Source organism: Comamonas sp. (assembly GCF_036643215.1).
GTDB lineage: Bacteria > Pseudomonadota > Gammaproteobacteria > Burkholderiales > Burkholderiaceae_C > Comamonas.
In genome coordinates, this window is record NZ_JAVXSJ010000034.1 from 1 (window position 1) to 25745 (window position 25745).

Below are 25745 nucleotides of genomic sequence, written 5' to 3' on the forward strand. Positions count from 1 at the left end.
TCCTCGAAGAAATAGTTGAATGCTGCTTTTTTATTGTCGGCAATGCGCGACGATGTTTCTGGTTTCTTGGCCATGGAATATTAGTTGCAGGCAGACCGGAGATGAAAGCTCTCCCTACAATACTGGATTGCCGTCTCGCCTCTGAGCGATGATTTTAGTTTCGCATGGACTCACTGAGGACATTGGCGACCGCCAATTCCCTGCTCTTGCACCATGCTGATTGTTCTTTGTTCATGAAAAACGTCAACAAGTCCGTCCTGATCTGGTACAGCCCCGAAGAAATGTTTGCCCTCGTGACGGACGTGGCCCACTATGCCGATTTTCTGCCATGGTGCGATCATGCCAAGGTTCTGGAACAAGACTCCACAGGCATGACCGCCGAGGTAGGCATCTCGTTCAGCGGGCTACGCAAATCTTTTGTGACGCGCAACACGAACAGTACCATGGACGACGGTGGCAAACAGGTTGCCATGCGACTGGTCAAAGGCCCGTTCTCACGTCTTGAAGGCCAGTGGCGCTTTCACCCCGTGGGTGATGGCTCCCAGCGCGCCTGCAAGGTAGAGCTGCAACTGGACTACGGTTTCGACAACGCCGCAGTCGCCGCCATCATCGGCCCCGTGTTCGATCGCATCGCCGGCTCCATGGTGGACGCCTTCATCAAACGCGCCGAGCAAGTCTATGGCTGAGCTGGCCAATTTGCAGATCACCATCTGCACATCACCCCAAGCAGGCATCACACATGAAGCCAGCCTGCAACTGCCTGCAGGCAGCACTGTGGCACAAGCCTTGGCCGAAGCTGCCAGACTTCCTGAGCTGGAAGTAGACCTTGAGCAGCTCGCCCCTGCCATGATCGGCATCTGGGGAAAGACAGCGCGTGCCGAGCAATTGCTGAAAAACGGCGACCGCCTTGAAATCTACCGCCCTCTGACTGTGGACCCAAAAGTTGCGCGCCGTGAGCGCTTTGCACGCCAAGGTGCGCGCAGCAGCGGTCTTTTCAAGCGCCAGAGGCCCGGAGCCAAGGCCGGATACTAGGCAGTAGCTACCAAAAAAGAAGCGCCTTCATCAGGCGCTTCTTGCATTGAGTCTCTCGAAAATTACTGATCGCCCTCTGGCGCAGGCCCGCATTCAGAAGCGATCACAGAATCAGCACGCTTGACCTCAGTTTCACGCGATGCTTCATCCATGAACCCACGTTCACCGTTGGCATTGACGTTTGAAAGCATGCGCCCCGACGTCAGAGTCGCCTTGGCCTGCTTGGCACGGTTGCAGTTCTCAAAGCGTGCCTTTTCTTTTTTGACTTTTTCTGCTTGAGTCTTGGCTGCTTCCTGCTCTTCTTGCTTGCGCTTTTGCTCTTCAAGGCCCTTGTCTATGCCTTTATCGGCCACAGGCTTGGCAAGCACTGCTGGCGCAGGAGCCGCTTCAGGAGCTGCAACAGTCGCTTTAGACAAAGATGCGCCACCAGGGCTGCGCAACACATTCTTGGCAGGAATTTCGGCGGGCGGCGCCCTGTCGCTGAACACTTTGCGACCCTGTCCATCAATCCATTGCCACTGGGCCATAGCGGAAACCGAGCAGCAGCTAATGGCAGCAAACAAAGCGATCTTGGTGATATTCATGGAGTCAATAAGTCTTGGGCAGTGGTTAGGGGTTCTGGGCCACGAGCCTGCATTGTGCGGCAAGTCGCAGCTACAATCTTTCTTTTGGAGCCTTCACAATGCGCCTTCTCGGAAAAGCACTGACCTTCGACGACGTTCTGCTCGTCCCAGCCTACTCCGAAGTCCTGCCCAAGGACGTTACTCTCGCCACCCAATTCACTCGCAATATTCGCCTGAACCTGCCCCTGGTGTCTGCCGCCATGGACACGGTGACGGAAGCTCGCCTGGCCATTGCCATTGCGCAAGAAGGCGGTATTGGCGTGATCCACAAGAACATGACAGCCGAGCAACAAGCCGCTGAAGTGTCCAAGGTCAAGCGCCACGAATCCGGTGTGGTGCACGACCCCGTGGTCATCACCCCCGAACACACTGTGCTGCAAGTATTGCAGCTGTCTGAAGAACGCGGTATCTCGGGCTTTCCCGTGTGCGACGGCGGCAAGGTAGTCGGCATTGTGACCAGCCGCGACGTGCGCTTTGAAACGCGCTACGACGTCAAGGTCAGCCAGATCATGACGCCCCGCGAGAAGCTGATTACCGTCAATGAAAAAGACGGCACCACGCCCGCTGAAGCCAAGGCGCTGCTGAACAAGCACAAGCTCGAACGTATTCTGGTGGTGAACGATGCCTTTGAACTCAAGGGCCTGATCACCGTCAAGGACATCAACAAGCAAACCACCTTTCCCAACGCTGCACGCGATGCCGCTGGCCGCCTGCGCGTGGCCGCTGCCGTCGGCGTGGGCGCTGGCACCGAAGAACGCGTGGACCTGCTGGTCAAGGCCGGTGTGGATGCACTGGTGGTTGACACTGCCCACGGCCACAGCAAGGGCGTGATTGACCGCGTGCGCTGGGTCAAGCAAAACTACCCGCAAGTCGACGTGATCGGCGGCAACATTGCCACCGGCGCTGCGGCTCTGGCACTGGTCGAAGCAGGCGCTGACGCGGTCAAGGTCGGTATCGGCCCCGGCTCCATCTGCACCACCCGCATCGTGGCCGGTGTGGGCGTGCCCCAGATCATGGCGATTGATGGCGTGGCTCAAGCCCTGAAGGGCACAGGCGTGCCTTTGATCGGTGACGGCGGCATCCGCTTCTCCGGCGATATCTCCAAGGCTCTGGCCGCTGGCGCATCCACCATCATGATGGGCGGCATGTTTGCAGGCACCGAAGAAGCGCCCGGCGAAGTGATTCTGTACCAAGGTCGCTCGTACAAGAGCTACCGCGGCATGGGCTCCATCGGTGCCATGCAGCAAGGCTCTGCCGACCGCTACTTCCAGGAATCCTCTACCGGCAATCCCAACGCCGACAAGCTGGTTCCCGAAGGCATCGAAGGCCGCGTGCCCTACAAGGGCTCCATGGTTTCCATCGTGTACCAAATGGCTGGCGGCGTGCGCGCCTCCATGGGCTACTGCGGTTGCGCCACGATTGCCGAGATGAACGAGAAGGCCGAGTTTGTGGAAATCACCGCTGCCGGCATCCGTGAGTCTCACGTGCATGATGTGCAGATCACCAAGGAAGCGCCTAACTACCGCGCTGACTGATTGATCGATTGACAAGTCATAGCAGGGTCGGCATTGCCTACCCTGCTATTGTTTTTTCAGGAGACCCCATGAAACTTGCCGAAGCCTTGTTGCTCAGAGCCGATCTGAATAAAAAGCTGGCCTCACTGCGCGAGCGCATCAACCGCAACGCCATCGTGCAAGAGGGCGAAACGCCCAAAGAAAAAGTGGAAGACTTGCTGGCCGAGGCAACATCAGCGCTTGAAGAACAGCAAAAACTGGTGCGCACCATCAACGCCGCCAACGAATCTACCAAGCTAGCTGATGGCCGCCTGCTTGCCGATGTACTGGCACTGCGCGATACCTTGATTGCACGGCATTCGCTGTTGACCGCCACCATCTCAGCCACCCACAAAGACGTAGACCGTTACAGCCAGCGCGAAATCAAATGGATTACCCAAGTTGATGTGGCCAGCTTGCAAAAGCAGGCCGATGATTTGTCGCGCAAGATTCGCGAAGTGAATGTGACCGTTCAAGCGGCCAACTGGCAAATTGAGATTTGATTGAGTTTTTGAGCGCTGCGGGCGAGTGCAAAGACCTCGGTGAGGCCAGGAGGTTGAAAACAAGCTGGTCTCTCATGTAAAGCGTGGCGGGCAACGCTGGTGCTAAAACCACCTGACTATTTAGCCCCTTACTGCTGACTACATACCTGTTAGACGTTACCCCGCACTACCTTGCACTGACGCAGCGCTCACCTTACCCACAGCATTTTGACCAGAATTTTTATTTCTAGTCAGAGTGCTAAAATCTGGTCTGATTCAAATATCAGCCCAGACTCTTTACTTTCCACTCCATGCAATCCGTCGGCATCTACGAAGCGAAAACACGGTTCTCCGCCCTGATCGAAATGGTCGAGCAAGGCGAAGAAGTGCGCATCACGCGCCACGGCAAAGAAGTCGTGCGCATGCTGCCCGTACGCCGCAAGCCCGTCATTACCGATGAGCAGATTGCACGCGAGTTAGAACAAATTTCGGCTCTACAGCAGACAGTCAAAGCGCAAGCAGCTACTGATTCAGCAGCAAATCTGCGCCACACCGGCCGGAGTCAGGCATGAGCGCCAGCGCTTTCATCCTCGATGCCTCCGTCACCGCTGCCTGGCTGCTGCCCGATGACGCCAGCGAACACACTCAGCGCCTGTACACCCGCATCCGCCGCGATGAGGTAGACCCCCATTCCCCCAATGTCTGGCAGTGGGAATGTGGCAACCTGATTGCCTCTGGCGTGAATAATGGCCGTATCCCGCAAAGCTCGGTTGAAGGCCTGTGGGGCGTGCTGGAAGCTATTCGCCACCGCGTAGAGCTGCACGACCTAGCCCCCGCCCAGCACAAAGCGGTGCTGGATGTGGCACTGGTCACGGGCCTGCCCACCTACGACGCCGCTTATCTGTGGCTGGCGCAGTCGCTGCGCCTGCCTTTAGCCACTTTCGACCCTGCCCAGATGGCTGCCGCCCGCAAAAGCGGTGTGCAGCTGCTGGCACCGGAAGATTTCTGATCCCTTTTGTCACCCTCTTGCCCTTGAATACCATGCAACACGACAAGATTCTCATTCTGGACTTCGGCTCGCAAGTCACCCAACTGATTGCCCGCCGCGTGCGCGAAGCCAATGTGTACTGCGAAGTGCACCCCTGCGATGTGAGCAGCGACTGGGTGCGCGAATTCGCCGCCGACGGCAAGCTCAAGGGCATCATCCTGTCGGGCAGCCACGCCAGCGTCTACGAAGTGGACGACCGCGCGCCTGACGCCGTGTTCGAGCTGAACCTGCCCGTGCTGGGCATTTGCTACGGCATGCAGACCATGGCCACCCAGCTGGGCGGCAAGGTCGAAGGCTCCAACACCCGTGAGTTTGGCTACGCCGAAGTGCGCGCCCATGGCCACACCAAGCTGCTGGAAGGCATTGAAGACTTCGCCACGGCTGAAGGTCACGGCATGCTCAAGGTCTGGATGAGCCACGGCGACAAAGTCACCGAGCTGCCACCCGGCTTCAAGGTCATGGCCTCCACACCATCCTGCCCCATCGCCGGCATGGCCGACGAAGCACGCCGCTACTACGCTGTGCAGTTCCACCCCGAAGTCACGCACACTGTGCAAGGTGCGGCCATGCTCAACCGCTTTGTCAAAGACATCTGCGGCACGCAAGCCGACTGGATCATGGGCGACTACATCGAAGAAGCCGTGGCCAAGATCCGCGAGCAAGTCGGTGACGAAGAAGTGATTCTGGGCCTGTCCGGCGGCGTGGATTCGTCCGTCGCTGCGGCCTTGATCCACCGCGCCATCGGCGACCAGCTGACTTGCGTGTTCGTCGATCACGGCCTGCTGCGCCTGAACGAAGGCGATGCGGTCATGGATATGTTTGAAGGCAAGCTGCACGCCAAGGTCATCCGCGTGGATGCAGCCGACCTGTTCCTGGGCAAGCTGGCCGGCGTGAACGAGCCCGAAGCCAAGCGCAAGATCATCGGCGGCCTGTTTGTGGACGTGTTCAAGGCCGAAGCCTCCAAGCTCAAGGCCGCCAACGCCGGCAGCAAGGGCGCAACCTTCCTGGCCCAGGGCACGATTTACCCCGACGTGATCGAGTCCGGCGGTGCTAAGAGCAAGAAGGCCGTGGTCATCAAGAGCCACCACAACGTGGGCGGTCTGCCTGAGCAACTGGGCCTGAAGCTGCTGGAACCCCTGCGCGACCTGTTCAAGGACGAAGTGCGCGAACTGGGTGTGGCACTGGGCTTGCCCCGTGGCATGGTGTACCGCCACCCCTTCCCTGGCCCAGGCTTGGGCGTGCGTATTCTGGGTGAAGTGAAGAAGGAATACGCCGACCTGCTGCGCCGCGCCGACGCCATCTTCATCGAAGAGCTGAACAACTGGATCGACGAAGCGACTGGCAAGAGCTGGTACGACCTGACCAGCCAGGCTTTCACCGTGTTCTTGCCCGTCAAGAGCGTGGGCGTGATGGGCGACGGCCGCACCTATGACTACGTGGTGGCCTTGCGCGCCGTGCAGACCAGCGACTTCATGACCGCCGACTGGGCCGAGCTGCCTTACGGCCTACTCAAGAAGGTCTCCGGCCGCATCATCAATGAAGTGCGTGGCATCAACCGCGTTACTTACGATGTAAGCACCAAGCCACCAGCGACCATCGAGTGGGAATAAAAGTACGTCGCGAAGTAACTCGCGACCTTTAGACTTTTTTCTCATGTAAGCCCGCGATTTCGCGGGCTTTTTTCATTTTGGTTGGGCTTTATCCGGAACTAGCCGGTCGCATGGAGTTGGCAGGATTTATTGGTACTTTGCATGGTACGGCACCGGCCCCATACCATCCGCCTCACCGATACCATTCAATCGCTTTGCCAAGGGTGCATGGTATCAATCTCATCTAAGTCATTGATTTCAATGAAGATACCATGCCTGAAAATGGACGTTTTTGCGCATGGTATCGCCAGCATGAAAAGAGGCCATCCCGTGCTCACCGATACCAAAATTCGATCACTCAAAGCCACAGGCAAGCTCTACAAAGTCACCGACCGCGATGGCCTCTATGTGGCCGTAACCCCAAGCGGCACAATAAGTTTCCGCTACAACTATAAGATCAACAACCGCCAGGAAACACTCACCATCGGCGCGTATGGTATCGGCGGAATCACCCTCGCCGAGGCACGCGCCAAACAGCTGCTCGCCAAGAAGCTGGTTCAGGAAGGCGTGAGTCCGGCCCGTGAAAAAATTCGCACCAAAGCCCGTGAAGTGTCGGCCGGCACCTTGAGCGAATGGGGCATCAAATGGCTCAAGGGCCACAAGATGGCAGACAGCACCCGCGACATGCGCCGATCCGTCTATGAGCGCGAGGTGCAGACGCGCTTTGGCAAGCTCCAGCTACGCGAGATCTTGGGTGAAGACGTGCGCAGCATGGCCGATGCCATCGTGGCCCGTGGCGCACCAGCCACCGCCATCCACGCGCGCGAAATCATTTTGTTGATCTTTCGCTACGCCATCGAGCGCGGCCAGAAGGTCAGCAACCCGGCCGAAGAAGTCGCACCCAGCACCATTGCCACCTTCGAACCCAAAGACCGCGCCCTTTCCAAAGAAGAAATCGGGCTTTTCTACCGCGGCCTTGAGAAAGTCGGCACCACACCCAGCATTCGCGCGGCCTGCAAACTGCTGCTGCTGACCCTGCTGCGCAAAGGCGAGCTGACCAATGCCAAATGGGCGGATGTGAATTTCACCGAAGGCACGCTCACCATTCCTGCAGCAAGAATGAAGGCCCGCCGGCCCCACATCATCTTTCTTTCCCAGCAGGCCATCGACCTGCTGACGGCGCTCAAGATGTTTGCAGGCGGCTCGGACTACGTCTTCCCCAGCCGCTACGAAACCCACAAACCCATGAGTTCAGCCACGCTGAACCGCGTCATGACCTTGTGCTGGGAATACGCGCAAAAAGACGGCCTCGCGCTTGTCAAATTCGGCCCGCACGACTTGCGGCGCACCGGCTCCACCATCCTGCATGAAGCCGGCTACAACTCCGACTGGATTGAGAAAACCCTCGCCCATGAGCAAAAAGGCGTTCGCGCCGTCTACAACAAGGCTGAGTACCGCGAGCAACGCAAAGCCATGCTGCAAGACTGGGCCAACATGATCGACAGCTGGACCTCGGCGCTCTAGCAGAGCATCGACCGAAACAGACTGCTACAGACTGCTACAGACTTTCTGCATGTCCTCCCACTCTCCAAGCCCACACAGTTATCAAAACGCTCTTTATAGATAAGTTGTTCGTGTGTTCACAACATCACCAAAAGATGACAGCTGCACCTACCAATTGACTTCTTTGCACTTCATGCAAGCGCACGCCAGCCGTATCAAGCAAGGCAATGGGCAACCTGTGAGCGCCTACACACCATGCAACGCAATTGATACAACATCGCTCAAATGCAAAGAAATGTCAGCTCGCAGGTTCTGCGGCAAGTGGTTCTGCAACAGGGAGTGTCATCATGAGAAGCATCAACCCCGCCGCCAAGAACGCCAACCGCGCGTTCGTTCGTCTGCATACCTATGTGGCCAAAGTGCAAGACTGGGATCTCTTCACCCAGTCCTATCGCGTCGTACTCAACACCAACGGCAGCGAAGACGTCACGCTCTTCATCGTCCAGGTCTTTGACAAGAACGGCCAGCCCGCCGCACTGGGGCCAAACATTCCTAACCAGATTACGTTTTCTTACCGCAAGGCCCCCACCATGTCGGTATGGACAGAGTTTTTTAACGACGGAAAATTTAACTGGCGCAATGTCTCCTGCCGCTAGGGCGCAGCGATGGGATGTGGTGGCCCGGCTGTCGGCATAGACACCCGCCGCCGCGCCAAGGGGCGCCATCCTGTCCAACACAACCAGGAGATGTTGCATGACCCGCTTCCAACCGATGCTTGCAACTGCTGCCCTGCTCAGTCTCTTGACCATGCACCTCAGCAGCATCTCAATGGCACAGGTCGCCTTCACCAGGCCGGGCGACTACAGCAGCTCCTACAGCGGCCAGATCACTGGCAATGGCGTCGTGCAATACGGACTTGAAACGCGGCCCTACCAGCGCATCACCGTCACGTTCAACACCAACAACCCATCCAGCCGGATGAACGTCCTCAAGGGCGGCAGTGCCGAATCGCTGTGTCACGGCTCGGCCGATAGCAACACCTGCACCTTCCTCGTCGAACGGGGCACCAGCTACCGCGTGATGATCTACCTCACGCGTGAAGCCGCCCAGCGCGGCGAAAGCGCACGCTTTACGCTCACCACCGAAGAGAGCACCTGACGGACGGCAGCGCCTGCCACAGCAAATCCACGCGGCTTGATAGCTGTCAACCTCGCCTCAGCCAACGGCTTGTAAACTGGGCCGCACCAGATTCAACGAGAAAGCCCGTTCAAGCTATGGAAAACTTTCCCAAAGACATCTACACCGAGCCCGAGCCCGATGTGAACACTCTGGCCAACCTCGGCCCCTTCACCGGCATGGCTGGCATCTGGACCGGCAAACGCGGCCTTGACATCAACCCCAAGGCCGACGGCCCCGAGAAGCAGGCCTTCATCGAGCACATGGAATGCCAGCCCATCGATGCCCAGACCAACGGCCCCCAGCTCTTCTACGGCCTGCGCTACCACACGCGCATCGTCAAGCCCGACGACCCCGAAACCTTTCACGACCAGGTCGGCTACTGGCTGTGGGAGCCCGCCACCGGCAACATCATCCAGACCCTGACCATTCCGCGCGGGCAAACCGCCATGGCCACGGGCAAAGCCACGGCAGACGCCACAACCTTCACCCTCAAGGCCGTGCGCGGCTCCACCGTCAACGGCATCTCATCCAACCCGTTTCTGGAGTACGCCTTCAGAACCGACGCCTACACCATCACCGTCACCAAGAACCCAGACGGCACCTGGTCGTATGAGCAGGAAACCATGCTCACCATCCCCGGCAAGAGCGAGCCCTTTGCCCATACCGACCGCAACACCCTGCACAAGATTGGCGAGCCCACACCCAACCCCACGGCACTGGCGGCAGCAAAGGCTGAAACTACGGCGTAACTCATAGAAGTAAACGCTTATCTAAAAGGCAATGCGGTTCTCTGCATTGCCTTTTTCCGTTGCCTGATGACATTCGCCCAACATCGCATTGCAGGCCTAGCCCTCAGAACGACTCATATTGCCGCTGACACAACGTTGGGTTAGCCTGCGGGCTCCAATACTGCTCAGGAGCCACCTATGTCCCGTCGTTTGGTTCTTTCCGCTGGCGCCGCCCTTGCGGCTGTCGCCCTCGTCGTTGGTTGCGGCGCCATGGGGTCATCGGGCGGCAACCCCATGGGCTTCTTCATCACCAGCACCAACCCCGGCAAGGGTGGCGACCTGGGCGGCCTCGCCGGTGCTGACCGCTACTGCCAATCGCTGGCCGCCAGCGTGGGCGCGGGCAACAAGACCTGGCACGCCTACCTGAGCAACGCTGCCCTGAATGGGCAGCCCGCCGTCAATGCGCGCGATCGCATCGGCAACGGGCCGTGGCGCAACGCCAAGGGCGTGGTCATTGCCACCAGCGTGGCTGACCTGCACAGCGCCAATGCCAAGGTTGGCAAGGACACCTCGCTGACCGAAAAGGGCGAAGTCGTCTCGGGCTTTGGCGATGAGGTCAACCGCCACGACATCCTCACCGGCTCGCGCCCTGACGGCACCCTGGCCGTGCCCGAGCCCGGCAAAGACACCACCTGCGGCAACTGGACCAAGAGCGATGGCGGCTCTGCCATCGTGGGCCACCACGACCACAAGGGCACCAACCCCGACCCTGTAGCCAACGCTTCGTGGAACTCATCGCACGGCACGCGCGGCTGCAGCCTTGACCAACTCAAACTGAGCGGCAGCGCCGGACTGATGTACTGCTTTGCGAGCAACTGACCGGAATGAAAGCGCGGGCTTCGGTCCGCCCAAGTTCAAGCAGGGCTTCATTGCCCTGTTTGAAAATGACGATGAAGATCACTACGTTCCCTGCACACCGATATCGCTACCCAACTTGGTGACAGGCACGCAGACGGTACTTGGTTGTATTAGCAGGAAACCTCACTGACCCCGGCCAGCGCGTTCCCTTCGCCATACTACAAATCTACTTTTTACCGAAAATAAATAGAATCACTCCAAGTCCTAAAAACGCGATAAGCAAATGATCAATAAAAAATCCAACGGCTGCTAAAAACAATCCACCAACAGCCGTTAGAAAAAAGTATCCAATAACTAATACAATTATTGCTACTAAAATTTGCATTTTATTTTTTTAGATCATCTATGCAATCATATCCCTCATCCAGAACATCTTTATAATCCATCCCATCAAATCTATCTCTTATTTTCTTTCTTAAGGAAATTACCTCATTCGTCATATCATTATTATTAAAATATCTTCTGTAGAATTCAGAAAATCCATTACTTTTCTCTTTTATATTACCATCTAAAATAATGCACATTCCAATCGCCGATAGCATTATCTCCGAATGTCGATTTTTGGTAGAAAACAATTTATCTCTGCGCCACTCCATCATTTTCACGATAGATTTTGAAAATGACTCGTCTGAATCGCCATCAATTTCAGGCTCCCAAGAAAATACATAAGATGGCCAGAAAGCTACTGATGCACCAAGCGCTTGCCCCCAGCCATAAGCCCCCCCATGTACATACTTTCCACCATTATTTGAATAAATTAATGGCGTCAACAAGGCACCGATTAACAGATAAATTCCAACGATTTGCTTCATTTTATTTATTTAAAGTAACACCATTTTACATTTTAATACAAATTTAAATCTTGTCAATTCCCATGCAATCATCCAGCTGCGTTTCAACAAGGAAAGGTTATCGACAGTCAGCTTCTGGCCGACCGCAGTCATAGTGCTGGACAGCAAGGGTGACACTTGCAAGCTCAAGGCAGGCGCTGCCACCTACCCGCAGGAAGGACATAGGCGCTGAAATCTGAGGTGTCGTCACCAGTTACATCAAGCTCTTTTCAAGGTGAACACATGCGCACGCCAGCCCAACGCAGACTGCCGTTGAGATTTGATTAGCGCCACAAAAAGCACTTGCTAACGAGCAAAGGCAATGTAGCTCTCTACATTGCCTTTTTCTTTGCTTTATTACAGTTGCCCAACAACGCACTGCAGGCCGGGGTTAATGCCTTGGTAACTAATTTTTACAGATAATGCTCGGCATGCATTTTCTGCTTGCCTTGACTGCCGCCGCATTTTTGCTGCCAGCCACCGCTATCTCTCCAGTCACAGCGCAGCCCATATTTCGCTGCGGCAATACCTATTCTCAAGAGGCATGCAAAGGCGGCAAAGTGGTGGAAGACAAAACCACTACCCTGCACAGCGGCCACTCAGGCAGCACCGTCTATCTTTGCAAAGGCCATGGCGGCGGGCTTTTCTGGTCTAGCGCGCAATGCGGCCAGCACAACGCTTTTCTGGAGCGCATGGAAACCGTGCCCTCCGGCCTGCCATGGGATCAAAAAGTAGCCCAGGCCGAAGCCCAGTGGCGCAAAACACAGCGCAATACCGCAGCTCCTGCGGTTGTCTATCAAAACCGCCCTGCCCAACCTGCCGAGCCCGGCAAAAAACAAGTCTGTGATGCGCTAGATGAGCGTGTCAAGGCGCTGGATAGCATGGGACGCGCGGGGAGTCAGTATTACGACCTGGACTGGGTGCGGAGGGAACGCAAGATAGCTAGAGATGAGCAATACAAAATAAGTTGCTGAGCGTTATAAATATTGAGAACTTATATAGTTTAATAATTTAAATTATTTTAAACACCATTTTCTGGAGAAATAATGTTAAACGTTTTACCTTCATCGATAGCAAGTCAGCTTGAAAGACTGGAGAAGGCCATAGCATGCTGGCCCATACAATTCTCTATTGATCATGCCATAAAATGGGTACTCCAGTTTGATAGTGATGATTATCTTTTAGCACTTCGAATTATCGAAAGTCTCGATGTTTTAGCACAAAGAGATGTGCGATCTGCATTTGAAGTAGCTCAAGCAAAACTTGAGCGTGCAGCTGTCGAGAAAGGTGCCCCAATAAAGGGGAATAATACCCTTTATGCTGGGGTTGGGCAGGCAGCAAAAAGCGGTGCCGTTATGGCATACCACTACAGATTAACAGCAAAAATTGCAGAAGGCGATTTTTTCTTCCGTGATGATGAAGATGAAATAGATTTCAGCAAAATAGATAACATTGTTTTACTTGATGATGTAATTGGAACCGGAAAATCGGTAATAACGGACATAACTAGCATTTCAGAACAGGTTCACAGCCTTTCAAAAACCAGAAATATCTACGTTTTGACCGTTGCCGGTTACGCAGATGGCATTATTGAGGTTGTAAAAGAAACCGGCGCCTCCGTTATCTCTGCTCTTGAATACTCTTCAAAAGATACGGTAAAGGACTTAGATGCAGCATTTTATTCAAATATGCCCATGTCCGAACGAAATAGGACTCTTGAACGAATTAAACGCTACTGCAGAATAACCTCACGCTCTGCTCTAGGATATGGAGATGTGGGTGGACTTTTAGTCTTTGATCACAATACACCGAATACCACACTTCCACTTATCTGGGCTATCGGCAATGGCTGGATACCACTTTTCCCGCGCGCTGGTCGCATTCAAGGGGCTGCCAAGGTACTCAAAGTGGTGGAAGAAGAACGTAAGTCTGAAGCACAGCAAAAGGAAAAATCTCCACCTCAAAAGGATTCCATTGAGATTACTCTTTTTGTAGAGGGTAAGTTCGATGAGATTTTCGTTGACGTTATGCGAAATCGTATGGATTTTGCAAAAAAAATTGGAGTTAAAGATGTAACTGCAGTAGCTCTAGGCGGCCTAACTCACTCAGCTCGACTCATTGATCTTCTTCGTGAATCAAGAAAATTTTCTATTTTTATTTTAGATGGCGATGCCTTTTCTCAAAAACTTGCCAGCCTAATAAATTCAAACGAAAGCACAGGGATAATTTATCTAAAACCAACATTTTCTGCTTTATTTGATTTTTCTAAAGTATTCGCTGATGAAGGACGATTCCGCGGCCTGCCTGATCCCAATGGCAATCCAAGCAATGAAGGCTGGATGCGAGACTTTGAAATAGCCGTTATTAAACGAGGTAATGTTTCGTCAAACAGCGAGAGAATCGCACAAGTTATTGAAGAATATCTCGATAAGGAAAAATATGAAGAATTTACTCAAGAAGTCAGTAACATGGTAGACAAGCTAATAATAAAATCAGGTCCCGACATTTAAATAGCCTACCTAACATCATCCCAGTCACTTAAGGACTTTTGCGTTTCTGCCCGCCTGCCGCTATACTGGCAACGCCTCGCAAGAGGTGGAGCGTAAGAACTCCCAAGATCACGCGGAAGAACCGCATCCGATAACTGGCGGTTTTTTTGTGCCCGGACATTGCACGCCTGCACTCTGTGCAGTCGTTGATTTATGGCCGGGAGGGCGACGGATACAAGACCCGCAAGGGGAAGAAGTCCGCCTAGCGTGATCTAGGTTCTTAACCTCCCGGCCACCTTATTGCAGTGCGTAGGAACGCTGCGATAAGGCTTCAAAAGTCTCATCACGGAGCAGCACCATGTCTCAGTCCACTCTGGCTTTCTCGCCCGCCGTCACACTCGTTAACGGCCAACCCAGCACCACAAGCAACGAAGTCGCACTTCACTTCGGCAAGCAGCATCTGCACGTGATGGAGCGCATTCGCAAACTCCTTGCCGACCTGCCCGAAGAGCACCAATCGGATTTCCGATTGGTTGATTACACAGATGTCAAAGGCGAGAGCCGCCCCGCCTACCGCCTGACCCGCGATGGCTTTACGCTGCTGGCCATGGGCTTCACTGGCAAGAAGGCGCTGGCCTTCAAGCTGGCCTATATCGACGCATTCAATCGCATGGAGGCCGCGCTGCACCAGCCTGCCGACACGCAGCGCATGGAGCTGGCCTTCTCTCTGGCCGCAGAGGCTGCGGCACAGGTGCACCGCACGGTGTTCAATGCGGTGATGCAGGGCGATGCGGAAGAGTGGCAGTACAGCCGCTATCTGCTGAGCCTGAATTACGACAGCCAGGGCCGCCCCACCCTGCCCCATGCCCAGCCGATTGCGACAGACCAGATGGTGGTGTCCTTCAGCAGCCTGCCACAGCGCATTGCCGACGGCGAGATCATGAGCGCGACCGATGCACAGCTGGCCACACTGGCGACGGCCTGCACGCAGCGTCTGACCCAGCGCGCCCAGCACCGCGAAAAGCAGGTGACTATGCCCGTGTACCCGGGCAAGCGCCCTGCTTCTGCCCCATCCCTTTCAGCCAATCAGCCCCCAGCGCCCGATGAAGGCACGCTGCGCATGATGTTCAAGTAGTCTGCTTTTGATAGCTGTCAGCGCTTGATGGTCAAGGGCTGGCAGCTGTTTTGACTGAATACTCAGAATCTGCGTCTTTATGCCAATCGCGATTCGCTGCCATGATGGGCCGTGCCGCCGCCAGTCAGAGGGGCTGGGGCTTTTGTCAAAACAGATGCGCGACCGCGCAGGGAGAGAGACCGTTGTTCAAACACATTCTTATTCCGACAGATGGCTCCAAGTTGTCCGAAGCCGCCGTGCGCGCGGGGATTGAGCTGGCCGGCGATCAAGGCGCCAAGGTAACGGTGTTGTATGTGATGCCGGATTACCGGGCGTTGATCTATGGGGCGCGCTCGATGACCGCTTATGACACGACCGAGCTGGCGAAGAATGCCAACGCCGAAGCAGATGCAGTGCTGAAATTTGCCGAGGATCTGGCCGACGCGCGCGGGCTGGCGGTCCATAGCGTTCGCACCACCAGTCCTTCGGTGGCCGAGGCGATCATCGTGCAGGCGCAGGAAGGCCGGTGCGATCTGATCTGCATGGCTTCGCACGGCCGCAAGGGTCTCAGCGGGATTTTGCTGGGCAGCGAAACCCAGAAGGTGCTGACCAACAGCAGCATCCCGGTGCTGGTGCACCGCGCGGACCGGGTCAGCGACTGACCGCAGGCGGCGCATGGCGTTCAGCGCATGATTTTGATAGCTGAAAGCGCTTTATAGGTATGGTCTTGAAGCTGTTTTCATCTTAACTTCAAGACTTTGATTCCCATCAAAAAACGCCTGAATTCCCACTTCGGGGAGTTGCATTAGCCGCCCCGGAGTGTAAGGATGGGGGCGGCAATCGTTCGGATTGACTGGCAACGACAAACGCGCTGACGCGCAAGGAGGCTGAATATGTTCAAGCACATTTTGATTCCTACGGACGGCTCGAAACTCTCTGAGGCCGCGCTGCACGCGGGCCTGCAACTGGCCAAGGAGCAAGGCTCCGAGGTGACGGTGCTGTATGTGATGCCGGATTACTCGGCCATGATGTACAGCAGCGAGGGGATGGTGGGTTACAACCCCGCCGAGCTACGCAAAGACGCCGAAAAAACGGCCGACAAGGTGCTGCAGGCAGTGCAGGACATGGCCAAGGCCGAAGGCGTGGAGTGCAAGACTGCACGGACCATGAACTTCTCGGTGCACCAGGCCATCATCCAGCAAGCCAAAGACAGCGATTGCGATCTGATCTGCATGGCATCGCACGGCCGCAAGGGCATTGCCGGCATTCTGCTGGGCAGCGAAACCCAGCGCGTGCTGGTGAACAGCTCGATCCCGGTGCTGGTGCACCGGCCCAAGGTGTGACATACAGCGGCAAGCCTGACTGACTGCCGCTCTCAATTTACAAGCAACGCCCTGCGCCACTGTGCGACAGGGCGTTTTTCTTGGGCCGGTCGTCGTGTAGCATCGGTGCATCAAATTGTGAACTACTGGTTCCATTTGTCACGCCGGCACCGGCGTCTCTTGTTCATTTTGAAAGGTGAGAGAGCAGATGAGTAACGCAATCGCTACCGATGCCAGCATGGCTTGGAAGACTGGCCCGATTCGCCCCAGAGCCTGCACCTGTGGCAGCGTGATATGCCATTTGCTGCATGAGCGCGTGATGACCGATATGTCGCGCCGCATGTTTGTGGGCGGTGTGGCAGCCATGCTGGCGCCATTCACCGGCCTGTATGCCGCCGAGCCCGGCCCGGCGGGCACGCCCAAGCAGGCAGACCGCCCCATTTTGCTGACCAATCTGCGCCTGTTTGACGGCACGGGCAAGCCGGTGCGCCACGGGGTGCAAGTGCTGATTCAGGGCAAGCTGATTTCCGCCCTGCCCGCCGCCGCTGAAAAGGTGGAAGGCGCGCAGGTCATCGACTGCCAGGGCAAGCTGGTAATGCCCGGCCTGATCGACACGCACTGGCACACCATGCTGGCGGCCATTCCGCAGATGACGGCCATGACGGCAGATCTGGGCTATCTGTACCTGGCCGCAGCGCAAGAGGCGCAGCGCACGCTGATGCGGGGCTTTACCTCGGTACGCGACGCGGGCGGCCCGGCGTTTGCGCTGAAGCGCGCAATTGACGAGGGCATGGTGGCGGGCCCGCGCATCTACCCCAGCGGGGCCATGATCTCTCAGACCTCGGGCCATGGCGACTTTCGCCTGCGCAGCGATATTCCGCGTGCGGCGAATGAGCCGCTGAGCCAGGTGGAGCTGACCGGTGTGGCCATGATTGCCGATGGCGAAACCGAGGTGCTGCGCCGCGTGCGCGAGCAGTTGATGCTGGGCGCATCGCAGATCAAGATGCTGGCGGGCGGCGGCGTGGCATCGCTATATGACCCGCTGGACAGCACCCAGTTCACCGAGAAGGAGCTGCGCGCAGGCGTGGAAGCCGCCGGCGACTGGAACACCTATGTGATGGCGCATGTGTACACGCCCAAGGGCATCAAGCGCGCCATCAAGGCGGGCGTGAAGAGCATCGAGCACGGGCAGCTGGCCGATGAAGAGAGCGTGAAGATGATGCGCGATGAAGGCGTGTGGTGGAGCCTGCAGCCGTTCTTGCAGGACGAGGACAGCAATGTCTATCCTGACCCCGCACGCCGAGAGAGCCAGTCGAAAGTGGCGCAAGGCACGGTGAAAGCCTATGAGCTGGCCCAGAAGTACGGCATCAAAACCGGCTGGGGCACGGACGTGCTGTTCAACCCCAAGGGCACGGCCACGCAGGGCAGGCAGCTGGCCAAGCTGACGCGCTTTTACGACCCGCTGACGCTGCTGAAGCAGGCCACCGGCACCAATGCCGAGCTGCTGGCCTTGTCAGGCGAGCGCAACCCCTACCCGCAGCCACTGGGCCGCATCGCCCCCGGCGCCTATGCCGACCTGTTGGTGGCCGATGGCGACCCGGCTGTGAATCTGGACTTCTTGAGCAACCCGGAACAGAACCTGCGCCTGATCATGAAGGACGGCAAGGTGCATAAGAACACGTTGTGAGGGAAAGAGGAATGAATCGATATTTGAATGCGAAGCTAGGCACAGCTCTGGCCATGGGCCTGCTGGTAAGCACGCAGGCTTTGGCACAAACGCCTGTGGAAACGGATGCATGGCGCTTTCAGCTCACGCCCTATGTGTGGATGACGGGGCTGGACGGCCAGGTGCGCCCGTTTAAAGGCGCGCCCACGGCCAACGTGAACAAGTCTTTCTCGGATGTTCTGGACAATCTGGATGCCGCGGCCTTCATCAACGGCACGGCGCGCAAGGCGCACTATGTGCTCCAAGGCGATTTCAGCTACGCGGCCACATCGGACAAGGCGGCGCTGCCCTTGGGCCTGAGCGCACAGGCCAAGATTCGCCAGACCTCCATGACGCTGACCGGCGGGCGCAACTGGGCGCTGAGCCCGCAGTCGAGCCTTGACCTGATGGCGGGTCTGCGTCTGTGGCAAATCAAGGCCGAGGTGAATGTGCCGGGGCTGGCTTCTGCGCAGTCCAACACCTCGTTCGTAGACCCCATCGTGGCCGCACGCTGGAGATATGACATTGCACCGCGCTGGTCCACCCTGCTGTATGCCGATATGGGTGGGCTGAGTGTGGGCTCGAAGTTCACCTGGCAGATCCACGGCTCGGTGAACTACCAGGTGAAAGACAACATCCATCTGTCTCTGGGCTACCGCCAGCTGAGCGTGGACTACCGCGACGGCGGCAAGCGGCTGGACTTCAGCCAGAGCGGCCCGATTGTGGGCGCGACGTTCAGGTTTTGATTACCACCAGCGAATATCGAAATCTTGACAGGCATGCTCAGTGCTTAGCCAGCAGCTGCCTGTCCACCTGTACCTGACCTTTCAAGGCGTTGACCTGGGCGTCTCGGCGCTCGACCAGTCCGACAAGCTGGCCAACCACGCCCGCGCCTTCGCCAGCAAGGGCTGCGAGTCGCTGGTGTTGATCTGCGAGATTTCGGCAGGCAGTGGCATCACCGACAAGCTGGGCGTTGCGAGTAGCGGCACTGCGGATGTCGTGCTGCAGGCCTGCAATGTGGGCAGCATCAGCAGCGCGGCCAGCCTCCAGTTTTGCCAGTGTTTGCGTGTAGTCATGGGTGTTTTCCTGTTGCGCCGCTCCATGTGCGATCACAGCAACCGCTTTCTTTTCTGTAGCTGCTAGCGCTTTTTGTGCTTGGGCTTGAGCCTGTTCTGACTGAGAAATCTCAACCTTGGCCAGCCGCTGGGTCTGCAGGGCCAGCAGCCCCGAAAGAGCCAAGGCCAGCCAGGGCCAGATGCGAGACGCGCCGGTCATGCCAGCCCCGCCTCACACAATTGGCGCTCTGCCGCGCGACGTTTGACCAGGCCGGGTAGTTGCTTGCCGGCAGCGTAGGTCCAGCGGCTCAGCTCGGCGCACGCGCCATCGATGTCGCCGGCATTGGCCTTGCGCACCAGTGTGCTGCCGCAAAACGCGCTGTTGCCCACGTTAAAGGCGAAGCTTACAAAGGCGGCACGCTGGCCATCGGTCAAGGGCTGGCGAATGCAGTTCAGGGCATCGGCATGCTGGGCCAGGTCTTTGTAGAGCATTTCCTCGCACTGCTGGCGGGTGTAGGTCTGGCCCATCTTGAGCTCGGGGCCGGTGTGGCCCGTGCAAGCCGTGACGATGCCCACAGGGTCGCGGTAGCTGCGCAGCACGGTGCCTTCGTACTTCTGCACCAGCGGCACGGCCAGAGCCACGGCAGCGCCTCCAATGGCGGCCAAGAGTTTTTCTTTCCAGTTCATCGGCTTGCTCCTCCTTTGATGGCCGTCCAGAAACCTACGCAGGCCCCGCCCAGCATGACAATGGCCGCCAGCGGTTTGGCCACCTTGCCCACCCAGTTCAGCACCTTGAAGGCTCCCTTCATGGCGGTGAAAAATTCCAGCAGATCCGCCATCTGCTGGTTGCGCTCCTGCAGCTCCTGGCGCACCTCATGCAACCCTTGGGTTGCGGCTTTCAAATCTCGCTCGATCGCAGCCATGCGTTCACTCCCTTTGTCGAATCGTTCATTGATCTGCTGGCGCGATACCGCCGGCAGCTCGTCGCCGTAGTCATCCATTCCCTCTCCTTCCAGAATTCGCTCTTTCAGACTTCGATCAGCACATAGGGCATTGCGGGCGCGGGGCCGGTGATGGCGCCGCCTTGCACATAGACGCGCACACCATTGGCCGTGCCCAGCGGGTTGCGCACGCGCAGCAGACCGGCGGCACCTTCAAGCGCGACCAGCGCGGTGCCGTCGGCAAATACGGCGCTGATCTGCCCGGTCATGACGGGGTCTTCGGGCAGCAGGGCCTTGAGGCGCTTGTAGAGGTTGGTGCTCATGCGGCAACCCTTTCGACGGTGACCTGCTGGCGCACACGGGGCATGGAGGCACTGACGCTGACGCCGCGCACCAGGCCGCGCCAGGTGCCGTCGGTGTCTGCCACCTCCAGCAGCTGGCCGGGGTTCAAGATGCCGGGATTACTGCCGCCAGTGAGCACGGGCATGCTGATGCTGTGCTGCAGCTTGTTGCCGCTGGCCGCCAGCTCCCAGCTGCCGCGCATGCGGGCTGCATCGGCATGGGTGATGAGGTCGTCCTGAATCTGCGGGGCCAGCTTGTCGCGCGCGCTGAGGCTGCGCACCACATGGCCCAGCACGCCGCCCACGCTGCCGCCCGCGACATAGATGGCGTTGTATTCGGCACGCGGATCGGGCCGCAGCTCGTCAGTGACGATGACTGCCGCAGGCATTTGCACATCGGGCACGGCCGCGCCCCACTCCCACGGCAGCACCGGGTAGCGCGGCGCAACGATGAGCTGCTCTGCTGTGCGGTGACTGCGCACCACGGCATTGACCGACTCAACCATGCGCAGCACGGCCTGCAGCGGCGTGCCCTGAAAACTCCAGGCGCCGGCGGGCACCTGCCAGTCAGGGATTTGCCAATCCAGATTCACTCCACTGAACTCCAGCGCGGCCACCACCAGCTGCTGCGCCGTTGCCACCGAGGTGGAAAGCCAGCTTTGCTGCGGAAGATAAGGTGCACCCAGCATGGCCGTGACGCTGATGCCCTGCACCGCCACGCGGCGCCGGTCAAACGAGCGGCTGCGCGCCGTACTGGTGACCGCAAAGACAAACTGCATGCCGTCAATCCCCACCTGCAACCGCTGCGGCAGCCCGCCCACGGGTGCGAGCTGATCAAGCAGATGCTCAGGGCCACTGGCGGACAGGCTCCAGCAGTAGCTGTCATCGTCGGCGGCAATGGTGACGTCAGTGAGCACTACGGGCTCAAGGCTTGGCAGCAAATGCGCCGTGAGGTGGTGAACTTGCATATAGACGGGCAGCAGGGGAATGACAAACTGGGGCTGCGGTTCGGGCCCGACGGGCTTGCAGCACATGAACAGCAGATCGGCCGATCGGGCCCACGGTCTGCAGAACAGCAATTGGATGGGGCCACCGACAAGCTGCTCGTAGCAGCCGGTCTTTTCCGGCTCGGGCGGCTTGGGCACCGACTTGCCCGCTGGCGGCTTCATGGCCTGCTGGTAGCGCGCAAGGTAGCCCGTGTACAGCGGCACCGCCGGACCAGCACCAGCGGTGATGAGAGCCTGCAGGCCCACGGCATCCTGGGCAGAGGTCTGCAGCAGCAAGCGGCGATCGCGCAGGCTTTCCTCAAACCGCACCAGCCAACCAGAAAGCACGGGCGCGGCATCCTCTGCCTTGGCCTTCAAGCCCACGCGCACGCCCTGAGACTCCTGCCAACGCGCCTGCACTGAGGCACCGGGCAGCACCTGTGCTTGCTTAAACCGCCCCTGCGACGCCACGCTTAGCCGCTGGCCGTCCTGCCAGGCGATGCCGAACTGATCCTGCAGTGGCATGGCGTCTTGCGCGGCAGACGACCAGCCCGCAGGCAGAGCATCTGTTTCCTGCCACCCCGAGACCCAGCCTTGCTCTACAGGTTGCGCCTGCTGGGCGGCTGCCGCCACCTCGGCCACCATAGGCCGGGGCGTGTCGGTGTTGTAGCGCACCACCGCACGGCAGCGCACACCGGGCATACGGCCAGCTGCGACCAAGTCTTTGCGCACATGCACGGCAGCCCGGACACGTAGACCCGGCATACGCGCGGCCAGGGTGATCTGCGCGTCGGAGATGGACGGCGCACCGCCGTCATCGCCAAACACCAGCTCGACCGGGTTGCCAGTCTTAAAGGCGCGGTTAAAGACAAGGTCAACGGCGGCCATCAGTCGATCCTTGTCTCGCTCAGGATGGCTTTACCGCCTGCGTAGAGCTGGGTGCCTGTGCTGCCCAGCAGCTTGAAGTGGCCTTGGCCAGCCTCGTCCGTGACCTGACCACGCCCGATCAGCTTGCCGTCGCTGGTGCTCCAGACACCCGTGGCGGCCTGACCGCTGGACAGAATCATGTCGCCACCGCCACTGGTTTGCGTCAGCAGCAGATAGCCAGCCTCGGTGATTTGCCCGCAGGGTTGGGTCAAGGTCAGGGTGACCAGCAGTTGCTCGGCAGCGTCATATAGTTTGATGATGGATCCGGCGGGCCCAGAGTCTGCAAAGGCCAGCGTGGCCTGCAGGCGCGCCAGGGCGTGGGCTGCGGAGATCTCGAATTCAGGCAGATCGCTCATGGAATCAGCTCCGGCGTGACGCTGTCGGCCACCACAGCCCTAAAGTTGTGTTCGTGGTCATAGGCGATTACGGTCCAGGTCTGCAGCTCATCGATATAGCGGAAGTCGTATTCGCCGGTGACTGGATCGCTCCAGACCTCACGCACCACCAGGCCGTCGCGCTCGCGCACCAGGAGGACGCGGCGCTTGAGGGGCGTGTTCGCCGGTGTGTCCTTGCGCTGAACTGATCCATAGACACGACCCACTCCGGCACCCAAAACCCCGGTGACGTAGTCCCGCACCGCCCCAGTCTCAACACCCAGGTGATGAGGTGGCTTACATTCCGTGCGGCCGAAGGTGATGACTTGCCCGCCTCCTAGCGCCATGGTGTCAAGCGGAGCTGCCCTGCCCCGCACGGTATTGAGGCCCGTAATGTCTCCAAAAACACCAGGGCGATAGGCAAAGTCCGTGACGTACCGCGCCACCCCTTGCGTTATGCGCAATCCATCAAGAGCAAAAGGGTGCGCAAATATAGACCCTTCCTTGAACGGCCCCAATGTCAACGGCGCATCACCTGGGTCCGGCACGACATAGCCTGCGGGCAAATTTGAGTGCGCGGCAACACCCTCGACCGCCACCGTCATGACGTCGGCTCTGCGCTGGAACACGACAAACAGAAACCGCCCAGCCGCTGCGATGTCCACCTTTCCGCTTCGATAGGACACCCCATTTCCGCCCACAAAGCCTGCCACAAACGCATTTTCCAAAGTCCCGTAGAGGAACTGAAACCCCCGCGTTCCGGGAGCGCCTACCGCGTCTTGGGTCAGCATCCAGCTGTACTCTCCTCGACCGGTCACGGCGGGCAGCATGACGCGCATCTCTATCGTGAAATCCTGCGCACCGAACGCAATCCGGGGCGAGGACAAAGACAGCGAATAATTCCCGAACTGTCGAGCCATGCCGGAAACGCCAGCGACATAGTCTCCCGCCGGGCCGTTCCATACCCGCCCCGTTGCGTCCAGGGTGTTGCCTTCAAAGGCCATCCGGCTGGTGACATTGCCCTCTAGTGGATCTAGAACCGCCGACACATCCCCTGACTGATACGCCCCTGGCCAGCGAATCCCCGAAGCCGAGACATGGTCTACCCACGCTTGGCCGTCATCCGACCACTGGAGTTTTGCAGTCAACAGAAAGAGGGATTCGCAAGTCCCAGCCAGGCGCATCCCTGAAACTTCTGGCAGCGTAGCGCCAAAGTCCCAACGCAACGCAAGATCCTTGACCGCCTGCGCCGACCACTTGGCCGAGGTTGCCAGGTCCGCGTCTTGCAGCGACAGCAGCGTCCCGCCCAGATCCGGGGCACGATTGGCGTCCAAAATAGCCTCGGCATCCACGCGTACTCCTTGAGCGAACAGATAGAAAGCCGTCAGCTCCAGGTCGCCAGCGCCATACGCCTGCAGGCTTGTAGCGCGCCAAAATCGGTGGGCGGCCATGCTTACCTCCAGGGGCCGGTAACATCAACGAAGCTGACCCCGGCGTTCCCTGCCGTCGGAGCACTGGAATACCCCATGGAAGGGGTTAAAGCCATCAGCCTGCGCCCCGCCAACGCACCGGTGCCCGGGATGAAGTCGCCCGTCTTGAACGTGTTGAAGGCCGAGGCCTGTGGTACGTGAAAAAGTCCCGGCAATTCGCAGCGAGGCGTAGCGCCCACGAACTCAGCCAAGTATTTTTTAGTCAACCGCAGTGAGCCATCGACAGGACTAGGGAAGGAGCCAAAAGCAGCATCCATGCCGGAGACAGCGTTGCTACTGCCGGAGAATGGCGCTGCGACATGCAGCACTGAAGACCCTAAGCCGGTGTAGTTTCGGGGCATGGCGTGCAATAAAGCGGCCGGCCCGTCAAGACCGCCAGCACCTTGATTGCCCTGTGCAGGGGTTTCGGCAAAGCTCAGCGAACAGGCGTATGAGTCACCCCCTGGTCGAAAGTGAAGATCGTCGCCAAAGCCACGGGTGATGCCAGCACGGAAAGTCGCACCTACCGAGGAATTGGGCGCGATGAGCAAGATGAATTTGCGTGAGTCGGCAACCAGCACCCAGTTCACGGAGGCAGCTGTGGCCTGCGCACTTTTTGCCCAATAGCCGCCGCCTGGCATTTGTAAAAGCGAGGGAAACGCTCCTGCACCAGAGCTGACATCGGTCATGCTCTCAAAGCCGACAACGCGCGCACTCACCGAACCGGTGTCATCCACACGCAAAAACATCTTGGTGCTTTGCGGATCTTGGCTCTGGTAAACGGCGAGTTTGGTCCCTGCAAAGGGCTTGACCCAGCCAGCCGGAGCCATCTTGAAACTGATGGAGCCAGAGACAGCACCATCGGGCAGAGCCGTCTTGAACTCCACCCAGCCATTGGCTACGGCCGCGACACGCTGCTCGCCATTCAAGGCAGAGGGCGAAGCCCCCGTGACCGAGATCACGGCATGTATCTCCGCAGCGCTCTTGCCGCTGGCAAAGTTCAGGCGGCAAACGCCGTTGCTGATGCTTGCAGAGTCCACGGCCTTGCTGCCCCAGCCTGTGACCAGGAATGCGTCCAGAGCTGCAATCAGCGAACCCGCCGTGCCATTGATAGCGGGCGCTCCGGCCATGGAGCTGTATGCGTGCTTGACGCTGGTATCTACGATGGATGCCATCTCTCTACCTCCAAATCAGTAATCAGGCGGACTGCGGACGGTTCACATCGCCGCGCGCCAGGATGGAAAAGTGGTGCTCAATGCCGGTCTCTGGCCCCGGCTGGATGGTGCGCACCACCCAAAATGGGTACAGAGCGCCCACGGTGTTGATGCGCAGAATGTTTCCGATCGCCCAGCCACTACCCCAGCCCAGCGGCTGAATCGTGAAATAAGGCTTGCCGGTAGCCGGATTGACAGGCGAGCAAATCGTGTTGATATCGCCCGTGGCGATCACGCCCACATGCTCGCCAATCACCCGGAACTGCGTGTGTTAATTTCCACGCAAAACTGACCCGCCATTTCCATCTCAAACTGACCCACCC

Annotated in this window: 31 protein-coding genes and 1 pseudogene; 19 read left to right on the forward strand and 13 right to left on the reverse strand. The window is 58.1% G+C overall.

The annotated features are described in order from the left end of the window. Nucleotides 1-74 (reverse strand): annotated as a pseudogene (smpB, locus tag RSF91_RS17085) (SsrA-binding protein SmpB); the annotation flags it as partial. Between the two features lie 159 nt (nt 75-233). Between smpB and RSF91_RS17090 the strand changes: the two are divergent. Beyond that, nucleotides 234-686, forward strand: a complete 453-nt coding sequence (locus tag RSF91_RS17090; protein ID WP_332569551.1) for a type II toxin-antitoxin system RatA family toxin — start codon at nt 234-236, stop codon at nt 684-686. After that, nucleotides 679-1032: an RnfH family protein gene (locus RSF91_RS17095; RefSeq protein WP_332569552.1), complete on the forward strand. Its 354-nt coding sequence runs from the start codon at nt 679-681 to the stop codon at nt 1030-1032. The genes RSF91_RS17090 and RSF91_RS17095 overlap by 8 nt, the downstream gene beginning before the upstream one ends. Before the next feature lie 62 nt (nt 1033-1094). On the opposite strand, the gene RSF91_RS17100 is transcribed toward RSF91_RS17095, so the two are convergent. Further along, on the reverse strand, nt 1095-1616 hold the full coding sequence (locus RSF91_RS17100; protein ID WP_332569553.1) for a DUF4124 domain-containing protein: 522 nt from the start codon (nt 1614-1616) through the stop codon (nt 1095-1097). A 98-nt stretch (nt 1617-1714) separates the two neighbouring features. On the opposite strand from RSF91_RS17100, the gene guaB reads away from it, so the two are divergent. The 10 genes from guaB to RSF91_RS17150 all read left to right on the forward strand — a co-directional run bounded on the left by guaB (nt 1715) and on the right by RSF91_RS17150 (nt 10616). Further along, nucleotides 1715-3190, forward strand: a complete 1476-nt coding sequence (gene guaB, locus RSF91_RS17105) for an IMP dehydrogenase (protein ID WP_332569554.1) — start codon at nt 1715-1717, stop codon at nt 3188-3190. A 68-nt stretch (nt 3191-3258) separates the two neighbouring features. Continuing rightward, on the forward strand, nt 3259-3711 hold the full coding sequence (locus RSF91_RS17110; protein ID WP_332569555.1) for a DIP1984 family protein: 453 nt from the start codon (nt 3259-3261) through the stop codon (nt 3709-3711). 290 nt (nt 3712-4001) lie between these two features. Next, nucleotides 4002-4262, forward strand: a complete 261-nt coding sequence (locus RSF91_RS17115; protein WP_332569556.1) for a type II toxin-antitoxin system Phd/YefM family antitoxin — start codon at nt 4002-4004, stop codon at nt 4260-4262. Further along, nucleotides 4259-4699, forward strand: a complete 441-nt coding sequence (locus RSF91_RS17120; RefSeq protein ID WP_332569557.1) for a type II toxin-antitoxin system VapC family toxin — start codon at nt 4259-4261, stop codon at nt 4697-4699. Before RSF91_RS17115 ends, RSF91_RS17120 begins: the two co-directional genes overlap by 4 nt. A gap of 32 nt (nt 4700-4731) precedes the next feature. After that, on the forward strand, nt 4732-6348 hold the full coding sequence (gene guaA, locus RSF91_RS17125; RefSeq protein WP_332569579.1) for a glutamine-hydrolyzing GMP synthase: 1617 nt from the start codon (nt 4732-4734) through the stop codon (nt 6346-6348). A gap of 309 nt (nt 6349-6657) precedes the next feature. Beyond that, nucleotides 6658-7851, forward strand: coding sequence for a tyrosine-type recombinase/integrase (locus RSF91_RS17130; protein ID WP_332569558.1), 1194 nt, complete (start codon nt 6658-6660; stop codon nt 7849-7851). Between the two features lie 326 nt (nt 7852-8177). Beyond that, a complete protein-coding gene (locus tag RSF91_RS17135; RefSeq protein ID WP_332569559.1) occupies nt 8178-8486 on the forward strand; it encodes a hypothetical protein in 309 nt (102 codons plus the stop codon). A 97-nt stretch (nt 8487-8583) separates the two neighbouring features. After that, nucleotides 8584-8988, forward strand: a complete 405-nt coding sequence (locus RSF91_RS17140) for a DNA breaking-rejoining protein (RefSeq protein WP_332569560.1) — start codon at nt 8584-8586, stop codon at nt 8986-8988. Nucleotides 8989-9104: 116 nt separating this feature from the next. Continuing rightward, complete coding sequence (locus RSF91_RS17145; protein ID WP_332569561.1) at nt 9105-9758, forward strand: FABP family protein; 654 nt, start codon at nt 9105-9107, stop codon at nt 9756-9758. A 177-nt stretch (nt 9759-9935) separates the two neighbouring features. Continuing rightward, the gene (locus RSF91_RS17150) at nt 9936-10616 is read left to right on the forward strand and encodes a hypothetical protein (RefSeq protein ID WP_332569562.1); all 681 of its coding nucleotides are present in this window, start codon (nt 9936-9938) and stop codon (nt 10614-10616) included. A 205-nt stretch (nt 10617-10821) separates the two neighbouring features. On the opposite strand, the gene RSF91_RS17155 is transcribed toward RSF91_RS17150, so the two are convergent. Both RSF91_RS17155 and RSF91_RS17160 read right to left on the reverse strand, forming a co-directional pair. Continuing rightward, nucleotides 10822-10980 carry a hypothetical protein gene (locus tag RSF91_RS17155; RefSeq protein WP_332569563.1) on the reverse strand — a complete coding sequence of 53 codons (159 nt, stop codon included), beginning with the start codon at nt 10978-10980 and terminating at the stop codon, nt 10822-10824. Nucleotide 10981: 1 nt separating this feature from the next. Next, nucleotides 10982-11467 (reverse strand): hypothetical protein, encoded by a 486-nt coding sequence (locus RSF91_RS17160; RefSeq protein ID WP_332569564.1) that lies wholly within the window; start codon nt 11465-11467, stop codon nt 10982-10984. Nucleotides 11468-11916: 449 nt separating this feature from the next. Between RSF91_RS17160 and RSF91_RS17165 the strand changes: the two genes are divergently transcribed. From RSF91_RS17165 to RSF91_RS17195, 7 genes are all read left to right on the forward strand, one after another. Continuing rightward, nucleotides 11917-12459: a hypothetical protein gene (locus tag RSF91_RS17165; RefSeq protein WP_332569565.1), complete on the forward strand. Its 543-nt coding sequence runs from the start codon at nt 11917-11919 to the stop codon at nt 12457-12459. A 72-nt stretch (nt 12460-12531) separates the two neighbouring features. Further along, entirely contained in the window at nt 12532-13995 is a 1464-nt protein-coding gene (locus tag RSF91_RS17170; protein ID WP_332569566.1) for a phosphoribosyltransferase-like protein, read from the forward strand. Nucleotides 13996-14332: 337 nt separating this feature from the next. Beyond that, nucleotides 14333-15109, forward strand: a complete 777-nt coding sequence (locus tag RSF91_RS17175) for a Rha family transcriptional regulator (RefSeq protein WP_332569567.1) — start codon at nt 14333-14335, stop codon at nt 15107-15109. Nucleotides 15110-15291: 182 nt separating this feature from the next. After that, nucleotides 15292-15750, forward strand: a complete 459-nt coding sequence (locus RSF91_RS17180; protein ID WP_332569568.1) for a universal stress protein — start codon at nt 15292-15294, stop codon at nt 15748-15750. A gap of 231 nt (nt 15751-15981) precedes the next feature. Then, complete coding sequence (locus RSF91_RS17185; RefSeq protein ID WP_332569569.1) at nt 15982-16431, forward strand: universal stress protein; 450 nt, start codon at nt 15982-15984, stop codon at nt 16429-16431. Between the two features lie 187 nt (nt 16432-16618). Next, nucleotides 16619-18097: a metal-dependent hydrolase family protein gene (locus RSF91_RS17190; protein WP_332569570.1), complete on the forward strand. Its 1479-nt coding sequence runs from the start codon at nt 16619-16621 to the stop codon at nt 18095-18097. Between the two features lie 11 nt (nt 18098-18108). After that, entirely contained in the window at nt 18109-18861 is a 753-nt protein-coding gene (locus RSF91_RS17195; RefSeq protein ID WP_332569571.1) for a hypothetical protein, read from the forward strand. A 37-nt stretch (nt 18862-18898) separates the two neighbouring features. On the opposite strand, the gene RSF91_RS17200 is transcribed toward RSF91_RS17195, so the two are convergent. Genes RSF91_RS17200 through RSF91_RS17240 form a run of 9 tightly spaced genes read right to left on the reverse strand, consistent with a single transcriptional unit; the run spans nt 18899 to nt 25678 of the window. After that, entirely contained in the window at nt 18899-19390 is a 492-nt protein-coding gene (locus tag RSF91_RS17200) for a hypothetical protein (protein ID WP_332569572.1), read from the reverse strand. Continuing rightward, nucleotides 19387-19857, reverse strand: coding sequence for a lysozyme (locus RSF91_RS17205; protein ID WP_332569573.1), 471 nt, complete (start codon nt 19855-19857; stop codon nt 19387-19389). The genes RSF91_RS17200 and RSF91_RS17205 overlap by 4 nt, the downstream gene beginning before the upstream one ends. Further along, nucleotides 19854-20171 carry a hypothetical protein gene (locus RSF91_RS17210; protein ID WP_332569574.1) on the reverse strand — a complete coding sequence of 106 codons (318 nt, stop codon included), beginning with the start codon at nt 20169-20171 and terminating at the stop codon, nt 19854-19856. Before RSF91_RS17210 ends, RSF91_RS17205 begins: the two co-directional genes overlap by 4 nt. Nucleotides 20172-20197: 26 nt before the next feature. Beyond that, nucleotides 20198-20434: a hypothetical protein gene (locus RSF91_RS17215; protein WP_332567867.1), complete on the reverse strand. Its 237-nt coding sequence runs from the start codon at nt 20432-20434 to the stop codon at nt 20198-20200. Continuing rightward, nucleotides 20431-22326: a hypothetical protein gene (locus tag RSF91_RS17220; protein ID WP_332569575.1), complete on the reverse strand. Its 1896-nt coding sequence runs from the start codon at nt 22324-22326 to the stop codon at nt 20431-20433. The genes RSF91_RS17215 and RSF91_RS17220 overlap by 4 nt, the downstream gene beginning before the upstream one ends. Beyond that, nucleotides 22326-22721 (reverse strand): hypothetical protein, encoded by a 396-nt coding sequence (locus RSF91_RS17225; RefSeq protein ID WP_332569576.1) that lies wholly within the window; start codon nt 22719-22721, stop codon nt 22326-22328. Before RSF91_RS17225 ends, RSF91_RS17220 begins: the two co-directional genes overlap by 1 nt. After that, complete coding sequence (locus RSF91_RS17230; RefSeq protein WP_332567870.1) at nt 22718-24190, reverse strand: hypothetical protein; 1473 nt, start codon at nt 24188-24190, stop codon at nt 22718-22720. The genes RSF91_RS17225 and RSF91_RS17230 overlap by 4 nt, the downstream gene beginning before the upstream one ends. A gap of 2 nt (nt 24191-24192) precedes the next feature. After that, complete coding sequence (locus RSF91_RS17235) at nt 24193-25383, reverse strand: hypothetical protein (protein WP_332569577.1); 1191 nt, start codon at nt 25381-25383, stop codon at nt 24193-24195. 22 nt (nt 25384-25405) lie between these two features. Next, on the reverse strand, nt 25406-25678 hold the full coding sequence (locus tag RSF91_RS17240; protein ID WP_332569578.1) for a hypothetical protein: 273 nt from the start codon (nt 25676-25678) through the stop codon (nt 25406-25408). Nucleotides 25679-25745: the final 67 nt, after the last annotated feature.